Genomic DNA, 15,344 nt, shown 5'->3' with positions numbered 1-15,344 from the left:
TAGAGGTTGATTACTAAAGATAACAAATAAAACGAATTTTACTAATATTTTTCGATGAATACCTGTATATACTCAGTATTTTAGGACTTTTTTAAAGAATATCATAATCATGAGAAAAACGCCAACCGTATTAACTTTACTTCTAGTCATTCTTGCCACATATTGGAGTTTTAGAGTACTTCTACCACAATATAATGAGGGTGAAACAGTAGTAGACACCGAATTTTCTACAGATAGAGCCTTACAACACGTAAAAGAAATATCAAAAGAACCACATGGTGTCGGGTTTCCTGCACATAAGACTGTCCGTAATTATATTACTGCAGAACTCCAAAAGTTAGGTTTGGAAACTTCTTTACAAGAAGGGTATACCGCTGGTGATTGGGGTAATTTAAGCAAAGCAGAAAATGTATTGGCTAGAATTAAAGGAAGCGAATCTGGTAAGGCCTTATTACTGCTAAGTCATTATGATAGCAATCCGCATTCTTCGTTAGGTGCTAGTGATGCAGGTAGTGGTGTTGCTACAATTTTAGAGGGCGTAAGGGCTTTTTTAAAAACAAATACCACACCTAAAAACGATATTATCATTCTCATATCTGATGCTGAAGAATTAGGCCTTAACGGTGCAGATCTATTTGTAGATAAACATGAATGGCTGAAAGATGTTGGCCTAGTTTTAAATTTTGAAGCTCGTGGTAGTGGCGGACCAAGTTATATGCTGATGGAAACCAATAGAGGTAATAGCAAATTAATCTCTGAATTTATAGCTGCAAATCCTGAGTTTCCTGTAGCAAATTCACTTGCCTATAGCATCTATAAAATGTTACCCAATGACACGGATCTAACCGTATTTAGAGAAGATGGTGATATAGAAGGTTACAATTTTGCTTTTATTGATGACCACTTCGATTACCACACACAAATAGATAATTATGAAAGATTAGACAGAAACACGCTGGCTCACCAAGGTAGCTATCTAATGCCATTATTAACCTATTTCAGTAATGCTGACATCAGCAACTTAAAAAGTCTTGACGATAACGTATATTTCAATGTACCTTTCTTTAAAATGGTGTCATATCCATTTAGTTGGATTATGCCCATGCTAGTAATTGCCATTCTCTTTTTTATACTATTATTAATATCTGGATTTCGAAAAAAAGTCCTGAATGGAAAAGATATTTTAAAGGGACTTATTCCCGTACTTTTTACTTTAATAGTTAACGGAGTTGTAGGGTACTTTAGTTGGCAGTTTTTAAAATGGCTCTACCCAGGCTATAAAGATATTCTACACGGCTTCACTTATAATGGCCATGCTTATATCTTTGCATTCACCCTATTTTCATTAGGTACTTGTTTTTATGCCTACTATAAATTTAAAGTGATTAAAACTGCAAATTTATTGGTTGCCCCGTTCATAATTTGGATTATCATTTGCGGACTATTAGCGGTGTATTTACAAGGTGCCGCATTTTTCATTATACCTTTATATAGCTTTTTGGTTGCCTTTTACGTGCATATAAATCAAAAGAATCCGAATCCATTTTTACTGGTATTTCTTGGCATTCCGGCATTATTTATATTCGCACCCTTCGTGAAAATGTTTCCGGTTGGCTTAGGTCTTAAAATGTTGGTAGCTACTACCCTATTGACGACATTAATCTTCTTTTTATTACTTCCCTTGGTTACAAAATACAGAAAAAAAGGTGCATTGGCATTTCTAAGTTTCTTGTTGTTTGCAGGCTTTATGGCATCTGCGCATATGAGCTCTGGCTTTACTAACGATAGACCGAAACCAACTAGCTTACTATATGTTTTAGATACCGATGAGAATAAAGCGAAGTGGGCAACTTATGAGCATCGACCTTCTGACTGGACTTCGCAATACATCACCAAAAAAGCTGCAGATACTCTTCTTTCAAAAAAGACAATAAGCAGCAAATACGGCTCTAATTTTACGTTTACAAATGAAGCTCCATTAAAGAATGTACCAAAACCAACTATTGAGGTGCAACTAGATACTATAGTAAATAATATTCGTGCAGTTCATTTATGTATTACTCCAAATAGACCTATAAACCGGTTGGAAGTTTTCACCAATGATGTTGATATTTTAAAGGCAGATGTAAACGGAATAGAACTGTCTGAGTATTTTCTTAAAAATAGATATGGAGGTAGACTGATTACACATTATATCAGTGATAAAAATTACACGGACATTATGCTAGAAGTACCAGTGGAACAAGAATTGGAACTTACCATATATGAAGCTTCTAATGATTTACTTACAAATGGATTATTCACCATACCAAAGCGAAAAGAAAATCAAATACCAATGCCATTTGTATTGAACGACGCCATATTAACCATACAAAAAGTGAAATTTGAATAAGAAAATAGGCGTAATTGGTTGTGGATGGATGGGTTTACCATTAGCTGAAAGTTTAATAGCTAGCGGTTATACAGTTAATGGAACTTCCACATCTAATGAGAAAATATCGGTCTTAAAAGAAAGAGGCATCACACCGTTCAAAATAGCTTTATCCGAGAATGAAATTAACGGTGATATCGATGCGTTTCTTGATTCGGTATCAGTGCTTGTTATAAACATTCCTCCCAAATTAAGAGGAAAAGGCCCTAAAGAAAGTTACATCGTAAAGATTACATTACTACACGAGGCTATTAAAAAATCGGCAGTAAAAAATATCATATTTGCAAGTAGCACGGCAGTTTATGGTGATACAGAAGGTACAGTCACCGAGAAAACGGTACCTCAACCCACTACTGAATCTGGCATACAATTAGTACAGTGCGAAGACCTTTTAAAAAACGATAAAGAGTTAAATACAACCATTATTCGTTTTGGCGGATTGATCGGTCCAAACAGACATCCTGTAACTATGTTATCGGGAAGAGAAAACCTTAGTGGTGGCGACGCACCTGTTAACCTAATTCATTTAGATGATTGCATTGGTATTATAAAAAGGGTTATTGAATGCGACTATTATAATGATGTATTGAATGCCGTTTATCCTGACCATCCAACGAAAAAAGAATATTATACCAAACAAGCAGCTAAAAGAGGCATACCAGCGCCAAAATACGCTGCTACTGGCAAAAATCAAAAATTAGTGTCAATTTGTAGTATTTTTCTTATTAATAACTATAACTTTCTTACATCTATAAACTAACCCTTCACAACACTTAGCTTCCCTTTCACAACAAATACCTAAAAACAGCGTTAATATATTGTTGGTTTTCAACTACTTATCGACGTATGACATACCTTTGTTTAACAATATAAAACCATAATATTATGAAGAAAGATAAATTACGGGAGAGGGTTTTAGTTGAATTAGAGAAGCTCATCTCCCTAAGTTGCAAGAACCCGAACGGTTCTAAAAAGTACGAAGAATTACATATTGCATTATTGAAAAAATACTATAATGCAACAAGTGTAACTATAGACTATCATCGCCATAGAATTAAAATGGAGGTTATAGAAGACGATAGCCTATATGACCCTAAAACGGTAAACACTTATTTACCAACATTTTACACGAATTTACTATTTAACAACTTGTGTAAGTTTCTAATTTCATGTGTTGAGAAAGACAATAAGAGTATTGGCTTTTATACACAGCTTTTAAATTCTTTTAGAAAATCTAATAACAGATTAGAATTGGCTTAAGAATTTACAAACTATTGAAGTTTAAAAAAGGTGCCCTGTAGGGCACCTTTTTTCATTTCTAACATTTAAACCTTTCCTTAACAGGATCATACAGATAATTTTAATAGTTTAGCGCACTTTAAAAAGAACAAGAAAGATGAAAAAATCAGTTTTAATAGTTGTAGCTGCCGTATTATTCTCATGTAGTTATGGATACTCACAGACCAAATCAGAATTACTAACGCATTACGAAGCATTTTATGACCAAATGCGTTTACAAGGAGATGTCGATGGTGTAATTAATGCTTTGACGCACTTAAATATCTTATCCCCTTCTCAACAACGTAATGATACCCTTGCCTATATTTATGCAAATGACAATCAACATTTACAAGCCTTAAACATTATAGGAATCGAGAAAGTAGATTCTGATTCTAATTTAGCTATTCAAGTAAAAGCGGTTTCATTGAAAGCATTAAATCAGCCAAAAAGAGCCTTAGAGCAATTTGAAGCATTAAATGCTAGAGAGCCAAATGCATACCTTGCCTATGAATTGGCAGATCTTAAAGTACAAACAGGTGATAACGTTGGTGCAATGAAACATGTAGAATATGGTATTACCAATGCTACAGATGATATGAAATATGCTTTTTACGAGCGTCAGCAACCTTACGAGGTTCCCTTAAAAGCAGCTTTTATTCACGTGAAGGCACTTATTCAGTATAATATGGATAAAGGAAATATTGATCAAGCAATCGCTACCTTAGACGAAGCATTGGCAATTGACCCTAATTTTAACTTGGCTAGTTTAAGTAAACAAGCTTTGACTTCTAGAAAAGAAGCTCCAGAAGAGAAAAAATAATTATGAAATGTCATTGAAACAAAAAAGGCGAATCTTACAGATTCGCCTTTTTTGTTACTCAATTTTTGGGCTTTCAAGAGCAAATCATTTAGTACGCTTTTCGACAATACATAAGCTATCACTTTCCTTTGTCCACCAACATTCTAGAAATTTATGAGATTAGACTAATTGTCTTCATTTTTAAGTAATTCATCTGGCAAAGTATTTTTGACCACTACGTTAAACTGGTTTCTTAAATCATTAAAAGCAGTAATCATTTGTTTCATAGATTCCTTAGGATCTTGCATATACTCCAAATCACCCTTAGTTTTTAAAACATAGGTTTTAAATAATTTCTGTCTCCCTTTTATCTGTGGAATATTAAATTTTTCTGGATACGCGCTCTCTTCCATTTTTTTCTGATTCTCTATCAACTCATCAATCAAAAACTGAAAATCTTCTATATGTTCAGAAGTGTAGATTTTATCAAAACTCTTTTCCAATGCACTATATTCTTTCCAATCATTTAAGATTTTTTGTGCTTTAGCATCAACGCGAATTTTAGCTGGTAGGCTATCTGTTGTTTCTTCCCAACGAGTTTCATGAATAGCATTATTTTCTTGTACAGCATCTTTACAAGAAGAAACCAATATAATTAATATTAAAAAAGAGATAATTTTGGACATAAGCGAATGTACAAATTTTAAGAAAAGGTATCTTTATCTCAAATTCATTTAACGCAAATTTTAATGCCAAAATACATATTAATTATTGGGGCCTGTGGTCAAATAGGTACAGAACTAACCTTAACCCTAAGAGAAAAACACGGTGGCGAACATGTTATAGCTAGCGATATTAGAGAAGGTAACGATGAGTTAATGGAATCAGGCCCGTTTGAAATTTTAGATGCTACCAATTATGATGCTTTAGAAGAGGTAATCGCCTATTACGACATTTCTGAGGTCTACCTAATGGCTGCAATGTTAAGTGCTACTGCAGAGAAATTCCCCATGCGTGCTTGGAACCTGAATATGAATACGCTTTTCAATGTATTGAATTTAGCGAAAGACAAAAAAATAGAAAAGATTTTCTGGCCATCGAGTATTGCCGTTTTTGGTCCGAACACTCCAAAAGAAGATACTCCACAAAATACCATTATGGAGCCAAGTACCGTATACGGTATAAGCAAACAAAGTGGAGAACGCTGGTGCGAGTATTATTTTAATAAGTTTAATGTGGATGTAAGAAGCATTCGTTACCCAGGGCTTATTAGTTGGAAAACCATGCCAGGCGGCGGAACTACAGATTATGCAGTAGAAATCTACCACAAAGCACTTTCTGAAGGTTCATACACTTGCTTTCTAGAAGAAGACACTAAATTACCAATGATGTTCATGGACGATGCCATACGTGCCACTTTGCAGATTATGGAAGCATCTGAAGAGAATATTAAAGAACGTTCTGCCTACAATTTAGCTGCTATGAGTTTTACGCCAAAGGAAATGGAGGAAAGTATTAAAGCTGTAATTCCTGAATTTAAAATAGCCTACGAGCCAGATTTTAGACAAGAAATCGCTAACTCATGGCCAAGTAGTATTGATGATACGACTGCACAAAACGATTGGGGTTGGAAGGCGGAATTCGACCTTCAAAAAACTACAAAAGTAATGTTAGAAAATTTGAAGGAGTAGTCACAAACGAAAATTAATGTCATTTAAAAAAAACTGTAACTCATTTTTAGGTATTCTTATTTTTCAATTTTATACTTTATAGTATATTAATCCGTTATTCACAGGAAACCAACCTAAAATTTAAAATTATGATTTACGGACTTACATTAATTATTCTTGGAATATTAGCAGTGCCTTCATTGCTTTTATCAAAAAAACCAAATGCAAAAGAGCTATTAGACAAAATAACACCATATCAAGGTTGGATTGGTCTAATTTTCTGTATCTGGGGTATCTGGGGTATCATTAGCGCAGTATTAAACCTCGGTATGCTTGGTAGTTTTCCAATTTGGTGGATTACCTGGATTGCTGTTAGTATTGTTACTGCAGTATTAGGCTTCTTATTAGGTTATGGCATGATTCAAGAAATGCTTTTATCTAAAAATGCAGAAGCGATGAAAAAAGGAGAAGAGCTAAAAGCTAAACTTGCACCATTACAAGGCAAATTTGGTATAGCAGCTATTGGTCTTGGTGTTTGGGCTATTATATCAAGTTTAATGTTTATGGGATAATCCTATAAATTATGCCCGAACCACTATCAAGGTTCAACTATAAAAATTAAAAGAGGTTAACTTTTCAGGTAACCTCTTTTTTTGTTTTTACACTTCTGAAATTAGAACTTAGTTGATAAATTTCAAACGCTTTTCAATTGCCATAATCATGGCATTGGCGATGTCTTTACCTGTAGCATTTTCTATACCCTCTAAACCTGGTGAAGAGTTTACTTCTAACAATAACGGTCCTTTATTGGAACGAATAATATCTACACCGGCAACTGCAAGGTTTAATACTTTGGCTGCTTTTAAAGCCAATTTCTTTTCGTCTGCAGTTATTTTAATAATAGAAGCAATACCACCTTGGTGAATATTAGCTCTAAATTCTCCTTTTTGGGCCTGGCGTTGCATACTAGCCACTACTCTACCATTTACTACGAAACAACGAATATCCTGTCCGTTTGCTTCTTTAATGAACTCTTGTACCAAAATGTTGGTATTAACACTCTTAAAGGCATTAATAACACTTTCTGCAGCCTTATTAGTTTCTGCCAGAACAACACCTTTACCTTGCGTACTTTCTAGAAGCTTAATTATTAAAGGCGCACCATTAACCATTTTAATCAAGTCTTTGGTATCCATTGGTGATTTTGCAAATCCCGTAATAGGAATATGAATATCATGATTAGAAAATAACTGAGAAGCGAACAACTTATCTCTAGACTGAGTAATTGCTTCAGATGAGTTTTGACAATAGACTCCTAAATTATTGAATTGACGAATTAAGGCACAACCATAAAAAGTTACAGAAGGTTTAATACGTGGAATAACCGCATCATAATCCTTCAAAATAATACCACCACGATATCTAATTTCAGGAGAATGAGCATCAAGCTTCATATAAGCCTGTTCTACATTCAAAAAATGTATCTCATGACCTCTAGCCTCTGCAGCTTCCATGATTCTTTTGTTACTATACAAATTAGGATTACTGGCTAAAAGTGCAATTTTCAAACCTGTTTTCTCTTTGTAGTAAGGAGCGTACAAAGTATTTATCTCCTTATCATTAAATTCTTGTAACTGATAGTTAACAGCAGGGTTTACAACAAAACGTTCATTTAAAGCTTCTCTACCCAACAGCATACGAAACTCCATCGTATCTCTATTCGCCAAGGTAAGTTCAATCTCAAAAGTATCTTCACCAATAGTCACCGGTGTTTTAATAACCAATCGCTCTTCAGATATACCCGATGAACTTTTTACCATACGGCGAGCAACCAATCTTGCTTGACATTCTATAGCTATACTACGGTTTTCTTGTAGCGGACTTACCTCAAACTTTACCCATTCTTGTCCGTTTCTCGTAACAATCTTTAAATTGGTAGCTTGTATGGAAGATGTTTTTGCCCCAGAATCAACCCTGGCTTTTATCGCTGGGATACCCAAATCATTAAACACACACCACTCTTCACTACCTACTATCTTTAAATTATCCAATTTTGTTTGTTTTTGACCCCTAAATATAGGAGCTTTCTTATTTCTTTTTTAACTCAAATAAATCTGTTCTTCTATCGCGAAGGTTACGTACTGCCCCAAACTGATTTAATTCTCGAAGTAAACTAATATCAACATCAGCAATTAAAATCATTTCGGTATTTGGTGTAGCCTCTGCTTTAATTCCGTTGGTCGGAAAAGAGAAATCACACGGGGTAAATACCATAGATTGTGCAAACTGAATATCCATATTCTGAACATTAGGTAAGTTACCTACACTACCAGCAATAGCCACATAACATTCGTTTTCTATTGCTCTTGCCTGAGCACAATTACGCACTCTAGAATAGCCATTTTGTGTATCTGTCAAGAAAGGTACAAACAAAATATCCATACCCTCATCAGCCAATAAACGACTAAGTTCTGGAAATTCAGAATCATAGCACACCAATACACCTATTTTACCACAATCTGTATCAAAGGCTTTTAATTGGTTACCACCTTGCATACCCCATACTTTAGCCTCGTCTGGCGTAACATGAAGTTTTTCATAGCGTTCCATACTACCATCTCGTCTACATAAGTAACCGACATTGTACAAACGACCATCTATCATTTCAGGCATGCTACCCGTAATGATATTGATATTATAGGAAATCGAAAATTCTGAAAATTTCTGTGCAATTGCCTGTGTATGTTTTGCTAGCTCTCTAATGGCATCTGGCGTAGACATATGATTATTTACCGCCATTAAGGGTGCATTAAAAAACTCAGGAAACAATGCAAAATCTGAACGATAACCAGAAACAGCATCAATAAAATATTCTGCCTGCTCTAATAGCTCATCTAAATCTTTATAAGGGCGCATTTGCCACTGAATCAACCCTAAACGAATTATGGTTTTCTTAGTCGCAGCTTTCTTAGAAGGTTTTTGATAGTAGATATTATCCCACTCCATTAAAATAGCAAAGTCTTGAGATGCCTTATCCCCATCTAAATAGCCTTTCATGACCTTAGCAGGATGAAAATCATTGCTGATCTGAAAATTTAAAACGGGATCTTGAATCTCTTTACGACGAACTTTGTCAATATATTCTTTGGGTGATAACTCTGCCGCATAATTATGATAATTAGGCATACGACCACCAAATACAATACTCTTTAAATTCAACTTCTCGCAAAGCTCTTTTCTATAGTCATATAAACGTCTACCTAAGCGCAAACCTCTAAAGCTTGGTTTTATAAAAACTTCGATACCATAAAGTACATCGCCCTCATCATCATGAGTATCAAAACTGAACTTACCGGTAATTTGTTCATAGGTATGGCTGTCATCAAATGAATCATAATCAACAACTATAGACAATGCTACACCTGCCAATTGACCATTAATCTTAATAACAACCTGACCTTCAGGAAATTTATCGATCAAAGATTTTATATGTTCCTCTTTCCAATATGACCCAGGCATGTTGGCATAAGCAGAAATCATAGCTGTTTTTAATTCCTGATAATCATCAAGGTCTAAAAACTTTAATTCAATATTTTCAATTTCGTCAATTTTCATTTATCTGTTGTAAGCACAACGATATTTAGTTTAATTTTTATGTGTGATTCATTTTCCGGCTTACTAAAAGCAAACCGGAATCTTTAAGTAAAATCTTGATAATGGACTAGAAAACTTAGTCTTCGTCTGCACCATCAACCATATCTTCAGGATCTGGCTCTACTACAGCAGTTGGATCATCATCATCGAAATCTTCATAATCATCCACATCATAATTCTCCATCGTGTACTCAAGCTTGGCACTGATTTTTACTAAATATTTAGTGTCTTCAGTTAAAACCTCAACAGCCTCTATTCGTTCTCCTTGAGAATTTCTGAAAGAGATAATATTACGATCATCATACCCATCTGGATATCTTTCTACCAAAAGTTTAAGAACCTCTGGCGTTAATTTCTTAAAGTCAACAATGACTCTGTTTAAATGTGCATTTTTGTCCATAATTACATGTCTAATAGGTAAGCAAAAATTAAAGGCGCAACAATTGTCGCATCACTTTCAATTATATATTTGGGTGTATTAATATCTAATTTACCCCATGTTATTTTCTCGTTAGGTACTGCACCTGAGTAAGAACCATAACTGGTAGTACTGTCACTAATTTGACAGAAATAGCTCCAGAAAGGCGTATCTGTACGCTCCATATCTTGATAAAGCATTGGCACAACACAGATTGGGAAATCGCCCGCGATACCTCCACCAATTTGGAAGAATCCTATTCCGTTTTCTGAATTAGCTGTATACCAGTCTGCCAAGAACGTCATGTATTCAATACCAGATTTCATAGTACTGGCTTTCAACTCACCTTTCATTACATATGATGCAAAGATGTTTCCCATAGTACTATCTTCCCAACCTGGGCAAATGATAGGTAGGTTCTTTTCTGCAGCAGCATACATCCACGAATCTTTTAGGTCTATTTCATAATATTCCTCTAGCACGCCAGAAAGTAGCATTTTGTACATAAACTCGTGAGGTAGAAAACGCTCTCCCTTATCATCGGCATCTTTCCAAATTTTGAAAATATGCTCTTGTAATCTTCTAAAAGCTTCCTCTTCAGGAATACACGTATCCGTTACTCTGTTCAAGCCTTTCTCTAACAGATCCCACTCGTCTTGCGGAGTCAAATCTCTATAGTTAGGCACACGTTTGTAATGAGAATGGGCTACCAAATTCATGATATCTTCCTCTAGGTTAGCACCTGTACAAGAAATGATCTGTACCTTATCTTTACGTATCATCTCTGCAAAGATTTTACCTATTTCTGCAGTAGACATAGCACCTGCTAATGAAACCAACATTTTGGCTCCATTTTCTAATTGCTCTTCATAACCTTTTGCAGCATCAACCAATGCAGCAGCATTAAAGTGTAAATAGTATTTTTCTATAAAATTAGTGATCGCACCTTTAGTCTTCGTCATCTTCGAATCTTGAATTTGTGTTTGCTTTATAATCAACGTCAAAAGTATTATCATACTCTTGATCGATTTCTTGCCCTGCAAATTTATAGCTAAGCATTTTGTAATATAATTTAGCCGCCAAGAAATCTGACGATCTATCATTTTTGTTCGGACAAAGTTCTACAATATCGAAACCTACTACATTCTTATCTTCAAAAACCTGTTTTAAGAATTCCATAGTTTCATACCAAAGTAATCCGCCTGGTTCTGGAGTTCCTGTTGAAGGCATAATAGAAGGGTCAAAAGCATCTAGATCAAACGTAATAAATACATTTTCTGTCATTGCTTCAATTACCTTATCTGACCAATATTCATCGGCTACCATTTCATGTGCAAAGAATGTTTTTTCTTCATCCATTACCGTTTTTTCAATAATATCCATAGAACGAATACCTACCTGCACCAAATTAGTAGTTTGGCTTGCCTCATATACTGCACAAGCATGATTGTATTTGGTACCTTCATATGATTCTCTTAAATCTGCATGCGCATCTATCTGCAATACGGTTAAGTTGTCAAAACATTCATTAAAAGCACGAATAGATCCTATAGAAATAGAATGTTCACCTCCAAAAAGGGTGACAAATTTATTACGTTTAATAAAGTCTTTAGTAACAGCATGAACTTCATTAACCATTGCCTCTGGCGAACTTTTTTCGGTTATAGGCTCAGTTAAATGAATACCTTGTTTGTAAACCTCAGAATCAGTTTCAATGTCATACAATTCCATGTTTTCAGAAGCTTCTAAAAAAGCTTCTGGACCTTTGTCCGCTCCTTTACCCCAAGTACTAGTTCCATCATAAGGAACAGGTATCAAGATAATTTTCGATTTTTCTAGTTGTGCGAATTCATCGGAAATACCGGCATAATTCTTAGATATACTCATGATATATTAGCTATTGTTAAGTGGTTTTTTAGTACTATTTTTAATTCTATATACGTAATTCTATCTGTATCGGTCTTTGCAGCCAAATTATTTTTATTCATCGTCAGCAGTTACATCGTACCCTAAAATACCAAGCAAATCTTCTGCCTTTTGCTGAGCTCTAAATTGTTTGTAAGTGAAGTTACCGTTTTCATCTTTATCAATCAATATATGTTTTGGCTGCGGAATTAAGCAGTGTTGTAAACCGCCATACCCACCTATTGATTCTTGATAGGCACCTGTATTGAAAAAGCCGATATACAATGGTTTCTCCCTTTTATACTTAGGCAAATAGATTGCGTTCATGTTTTGTTCACTATTGTAGTAATCATCACTATCACATGTCAATCCGCCTAACAATACACGCTCATATTCATCGTTCCAACGGTTAATTGGTAACATGATAAATCTTTTATTGATTGCCCAAGTATCTGGTAACGTAGTAATAAAAGACGAATCTATCATATTCCATTTTTCACGATCGTTCTGCTGCTTCTGGTATAAAATCTCATAAATAGCACCACCACTTTCCCCTACAGTAAAGCTACCAAATTCAGTAAAAATATGAGGTACAGGCACATCTGCTTCTGAACATGTAATATTGATCTGATTTAAAATCTCATTGATCATATATTGGTAATCGTATTCGAAAGCCAATGAGTTTTTAATTGGAAAGCCACCACCAATATTTAAGCTATCTAATGAAGGGCACATTTTCTTCAAACGCACATATACTTTTAAGCATTTTACAAGCTCGTTCCAATAATACGCATTATCACGAATACCAGTATTAATGAAGAAGTGAAGCATTTTAAGTTCAACCTTGTCATTATCTTTTATTTGGTTCTCATAAAACGGAACAATATTCTTGTAACCGATACCTAAACGAGAAGTATAGAACTCAAATTTTGGCTCCTCTTCCGATGCTATTCGAATACCAACTTTAAAGGTGTCGTTAATTGCATCTGAAAGTAAATCTATCTCCTCATAATTATCAATAATAGGCACACAGTTTTGGTGACCGTTATTAATTAATCTAGCAATATTGTCAATGTATTTCTCACGTTTGAAACCGTTACAGATGACATATGTTTGATCCGTCAACTTACCATCTGCTTTTAGTTTTTCGATAATATTAATATCGAAAGCAGAAGAGGTTTCCATATGAATCTCATTCTTAAGAGCCTCATGCATTACATGTTGAAAATGAGAACTTTTTGTACAATAACAATAATGGTATTTACCCTTATAGTTATTCTTTTCTATTGCATTTGCAAACCAATTTTTGGCTCTCAAAATATTCTCTGATATTTTTGGGAGGTATGTAAATTTCAACGGACTGCCATATTGTTGAACCAAATCGTTCAACGGAATTCCGTGAAATTGTAAGTGCTCACCATCTAAATTAAACTCTTCTTGAGGGAAATAGTAAGTTTGATCAATAAGATCAATGTATTTGGTATTCATGAAATTGAATATTAAATAATAATGAAATATGATTATGATAAATGTAGTAACTAGCCTATAGACTTAAAGTTAAGAAAACGTAACTATTTTTAAGTAGGATATCACACCAGAATTTGCTTCTGAGTTGTAGGAATAAAGAAGTAATCATGCTGACTTTGCATGATAGTAGAAAATGATTTGGAAGTTTGCTTAACTAATCGGCAACCTATCTTATAAGCCATTTGAGAAAAATACTTCCAATTTCCCTCAAACCCGAACATAGAATAACGATACATAATGTTCAGCTAAAAGCTTGAAATATCTAACACACAAAATAGTGAATTAGAACAGGACAAATGAAATCAAAAAAATTGAAAAAACAAGGCTTTTTATTTTTTTTACGACAAAAGATTAAATTTAAGATTTTAATATGAATTTTATTTTTCCACAACTCGTAACTTATTTATTTTTAGCCTATTAAAAAACAAAAACGAAATTTTAAAAATGAAAAAAGTACATACAAAAAGGTTTAACGCGTTTGCATTTCTATTTTTTGCAATCAACTTGACAATTTACGGTCAAATTTCGCCAGGAATCTATACAGACACCGTTCAAAATAATGGTCAAAAAATAGTGCATCAACTAAAGATAAACGACGACTATTTTGTTTACAATGAATATGAAATTGAACCAGCAAATTTTATTAAAACAGTAGGTGGATTTTTTCAAATTGAAAAAACAGCATCGAATACCTTATTGGTTGCATTGTTAGAATTCAATTCTAATTATAAGAATGATACTTTAAGACAATTATCTATTCCTGTAGAAATAAACGGTAAAAATCTAATAATGAATTGGGATCAAAAACTAACTTTAACACCTCTTGTCGCTACAACTCAAGATTTAGATGGCGCTTGGCTTTTTGCAACTAGAGGACCTGATACCGGGCAAGAAAGAAGAGATGAACAAAGTTCAAGAAAAACATTAAAATTTTTAATGGACAATACATTTCAATGGATAGCCTATGACACCGAATCTTTTCGATTTTCAGGAACTGGCGGCGGTACCTACTCATCCGTAAATGGGATATATAAAGAACAAATAGAATTCTTCTCTAAAGACAATACTAGAGTTGGCGCACAATTAGAATTTAATTATAAACTTGAAGGTGATGACTGGCACCATACAGGTAAAAACAGCAAAGGGGAGCCTATGTATGAAATATGGAGCAAAAGAATAGTAACTGGTTCATAAAGAAAACAGGACTATTTAATGATGGATAACCCAATAATTCAGCCAATGATTACTGGTTTATAATTATCAAACTATAGAATGGACACCGTTTATCGAAAATAACTTTAGATGAAGGTTGCCCTGCCATACTTTTTATAGTTTAGCTGAAAATTCCTACTTATGTCTAATTACATTAATCTTTTCGGATTTTTCGCAATTTGTTTAATAGTTGCCTTTTTAGTGGTATTCCTTTTTAGCGAAAACAAAAATTAGTTCAACAAGATCAACTATATATAAAGGCATTGGTCTTCACTATATGGCAAAAGTAAAGCCGATTGTATAAATCGGCTTTACTAAACTAACTCAAATTATGAACGTATCCTTTTTAAAGGGCACTGCAAAATTATAGTTCTAAGTCTGCTGAAAAGTGATGTAAACAACAACCGTTTGTTATTAAATTGATGTTACTATATACAAAAGCAAAAT

14 protein-coding genes are annotated in these 15,344 nt (G+C 34.2%); 7 read left to right on the top strand and 7 right to left on the bottom strand.

What is annotated here, in order from left to right; translation table 11 throughout:
* Window positions 1–109 precede the first annotated feature (109 nt).
* The 4 genes from Q0871_RS05755 to Q0871_RS05740 all read left to right on the top strand — a co-directional run bounded on the left by Q0871_RS05755 (window position 110) and on the right by Q0871_RS05740 (window position 4,532).
* Window positions 110–2,392: a M28 family peptidase gene (locus tag Q0871_RS05755; protein ID WP_299319279.1), complete on the top strand. Its 2,283-nt coding sequence runs from the start codon at window positions 110–112 to the stop codon at window positions 2,390–2,392.
* Window positions 2,385–3,191: an SDR family oxidoreductase gene (locus tag Q0871_RS05750; protein WP_299319276.1), complete on the top strand. Its 807-nt coding sequence runs from the start codon at window positions 2,385–2,387 to the stop codon at window positions 3,189–3,191. The genes Q0871_RS05755 and Q0871_RS05750 overlap by 8 nt, the downstream gene beginning before the upstream one ends.
* A 125-nt stretch (window positions 3,192–3,316) precedes the next feature.
* Entirely contained in the window at window positions 3,317–3,691 is a 375-nt protein-coding gene (locus Q0871_RS05745; RefSeq protein WP_299319274.1) for a hypothetical protein, read from the top strand.
* A 136-nt stretch (window positions 3,692–3,827) separates the two neighbouring features.
* Window positions 3,828–4,532, top strand: coding sequence for a hypothetical protein (locus Q0871_RS05740; RefSeq protein ID WP_299319270.1), 705 nt, complete (start codon window positions 3,828–3,830; stop codon window positions 4,530–4,532).
* A 164-nt stretch (window positions 4,533–4,696) separates the two neighbouring features.
* Here Q0871_RS05740 and Q0871_RS05735 read toward each other — a convergent pair whose 3' ends face one another.
* Window positions 4,697–5,197: a hypothetical protein gene (locus Q0871_RS05735; protein ID WP_299319266.1), complete on the bottom strand. Its 501-nt coding sequence runs from the start codon at window positions 5,195–5,197 to the stop codon at window positions 4,697–4,699.
* Between the two features lie 63 nt (window positions 5,198–5,260).
* Here Q0871_RS05735 and Q0871_RS05730 point away from each other — a divergent pair, with 63 nt between their 5' ends.
* Entirely contained in the window at window positions 5,261–6,202 is a 942-nt protein-coding gene (locus Q0871_RS05730; RefSeq protein ID WP_299319262.1) for an NAD-dependent epimerase/dehydratase family protein, read from the top strand.
* A 128-nt stretch (window positions 6,203–6,330) separates the two neighbouring features.
* A complete protein-coding gene (locus Q0871_RS05725; protein WP_299319258.1) occupies window positions 6,331–6,753 on the top strand; it encodes a hypothetical protein in 423 nt (140 codons plus the stop codon).
* Window positions 6,754–6,861: 108 nt separating this feature from the next.
* Here Q0871_RS05725 and rimK read toward each other — a convergent pair whose 3' ends face one another.
* The 6 genes from rimK to Q0871_RS05695 all read right to left on the bottom strand — a co-directional run bounded on the left by rimK (window position 6,862) and on the right by Q0871_RS05695 (window position 13,646).
* Complete coding sequence (gene rimK / locus Q0871_RS05720) at window positions 6,862–8,232, bottom strand: 30S ribosomal protein S6--L-glutamate ligase (protein ID WP_299319254.1); 1,371 nt, start codon at window positions 8,230–8,232, stop codon at window positions 6,862–6,864.
* Between the two features lie 37 nt (window positions 8,233–8,269).
* Complete coding sequence (locus Q0871_RS05715; protein WP_299319250.1) at window positions 8,270–9,796, bottom strand: bifunctional GNAT family N-acetyltransferase/carbon-nitrogen hydrolase family protein; 1,527 nt, start codon at window positions 9,794–9,796, stop codon at window positions 8,270–8,272.
* 115 nt (window positions 9,797–9,911) lie between these two features.
* Window positions 9,912–10,235, bottom strand: coding sequence for a hypothetical protein (locus Q0871_RS05710; protein WP_299319246.1), 324 nt, complete (start codon window positions 10,233–10,235; stop codon window positions 9,912–9,914).
* A 2-nt stretch (window positions 10,236–10,237) separates the two neighbouring features.
* Entirely contained in the window at window positions 10,238–11,215 is a 978-nt protein-coding gene (locus Q0871_RS05705) for a deoxyhypusine synthase family protein (protein WP_299319243.1), read from the bottom strand.
* On the bottom strand, window positions 11,202–12,140 hold the full coding sequence (gene speB / locus Q0871_RS05700; RefSeq protein WP_299319240.1) for an agmatinase: 939 nt from the start codon (window positions 12,138–12,140) through the stop codon (window positions 11,202–11,204). The genes Q0871_RS05705 and speB overlap by 14 nt, the downstream gene beginning before the upstream one ends.
* A 93-nt stretch (window positions 12,141–12,233) precedes the next feature.
* Window positions 12,234–13,646, bottom strand: a complete 1,413-nt coding sequence (locus tag Q0871_RS05695; RefSeq protein WP_299319237.1) for an arginine decarboxylase — start codon at window positions 13,644–13,646, stop codon at window positions 12,234–12,236.
* 483 nt (window positions 13,647–14,129) lie between these two features.
* On the opposite strand from Q0871_RS05695, the gene Q0871_RS05690 reads away from it, so the two are divergent.
* Entirely contained in the window at window positions 14,130–14,879 is a 750-nt protein-coding gene (locus Q0871_RS05690; protein ID WP_299319234.1) for a hypothetical protein, read from the top strand.
* Window positions 14,880–15,344: the final 465 nt, after the last annotated feature.

This window comes from uncultured Maribacter sp. (assembly GCF_947500985.1).
Taxonomy (GTDB): Bacteria; Bacteroidota; Bacteroidia; order Flavobacteriales; family Flavobacteriaceae; genus Maribacter.
Note: the sequence above shows the minus strand (reverse complement) of the source record. Positions and strands in the feature narration are given on the sequence as shown.

Excerpts from the sequence above, each read along its gene's own strand:
- Q0871_RS05740 (WP_299319270.1), top strand. The coding sequence starts at position 3,828 with ATGAAAAAATCAGTTTTAATAGTTGTAGCTGCCGTATTATTCTCATGT.
- Q0871_RS05755 (WP_299319279.1), top strand. The coding sequence starts at position 110 with ATGAGAAAAACGCCAACCGTATTAACTTTACTTCTAGTCATTCTTGCC.
- speB (WP_299319240.1), bottom strand. The coding sequence starts at position 12,140 with ATGAGTATATCTAAGAATTATGCCGGTATTTCCGATGAATTCGCACAA.
- Q0871_RS05705 (WP_299319243.1), bottom strand. The coding sequence starts at position 11,215 with ATGACGAAGACTAAAGGTGCGATCACTAATTTTATAGAAAAATACTAT.
- Q0871_RS05710 (WP_299319246.1), bottom strand. The coding sequence starts at position 10,235 with ATGGACAAAAATGCACATTTAAACAGAGTCATTGTTGACTTTAAGAAA.
- Q0871_RS05745 (WP_299319274.1), top strand. The coding sequence starts at position 3,317 with ATGAAGAAAGATAAATTACGGGAGAGGGTTTTAGTTGAATTAGAGAAG.
- Q0871_RS05735 (WP_299319266.1), bottom strand. The coding sequence starts at position 5,197 with ATGTCCAAAATTATCTCTTTTTTAATATTAATTATATTGGTTTCTTCT.
- Q0871_RS05695 (WP_299319237.1), bottom strand. The coding sequence starts at position 13,646 with ATGAATACCAAATACATTGATCTTATTGATCAAACTTACTATTTCCCT.
- Q0871_RS05730 (WP_299319262.1), top strand. The coding sequence starts at position 5,261 with ATGCCAAAATACATATTAATTATTGGGGCCTGTGGTCAAATAGGTACA.
- Q0871_RS05725 (WP_299319258.1), top strand. The coding sequence starts at position 6,331 with ATGATTTACGGACTTACATTAATTATTCTTGGAATATTAGCAGTGCCT.
- Q0871_RS05715 (WP_299319250.1), bottom strand. The coding sequence starts at position 9,796 with ATGAAAATTGACGAAATTGAAAATATTGAATTAAAGTTTTTAGACCTT.
- Q0871_RS05690 (WP_299319234.1), top strand. The coding sequence starts at position 14,130 with ATGAAAAAAGTACATACAAAAAGGTTTAACGCGTTTGCATTTCTATTT.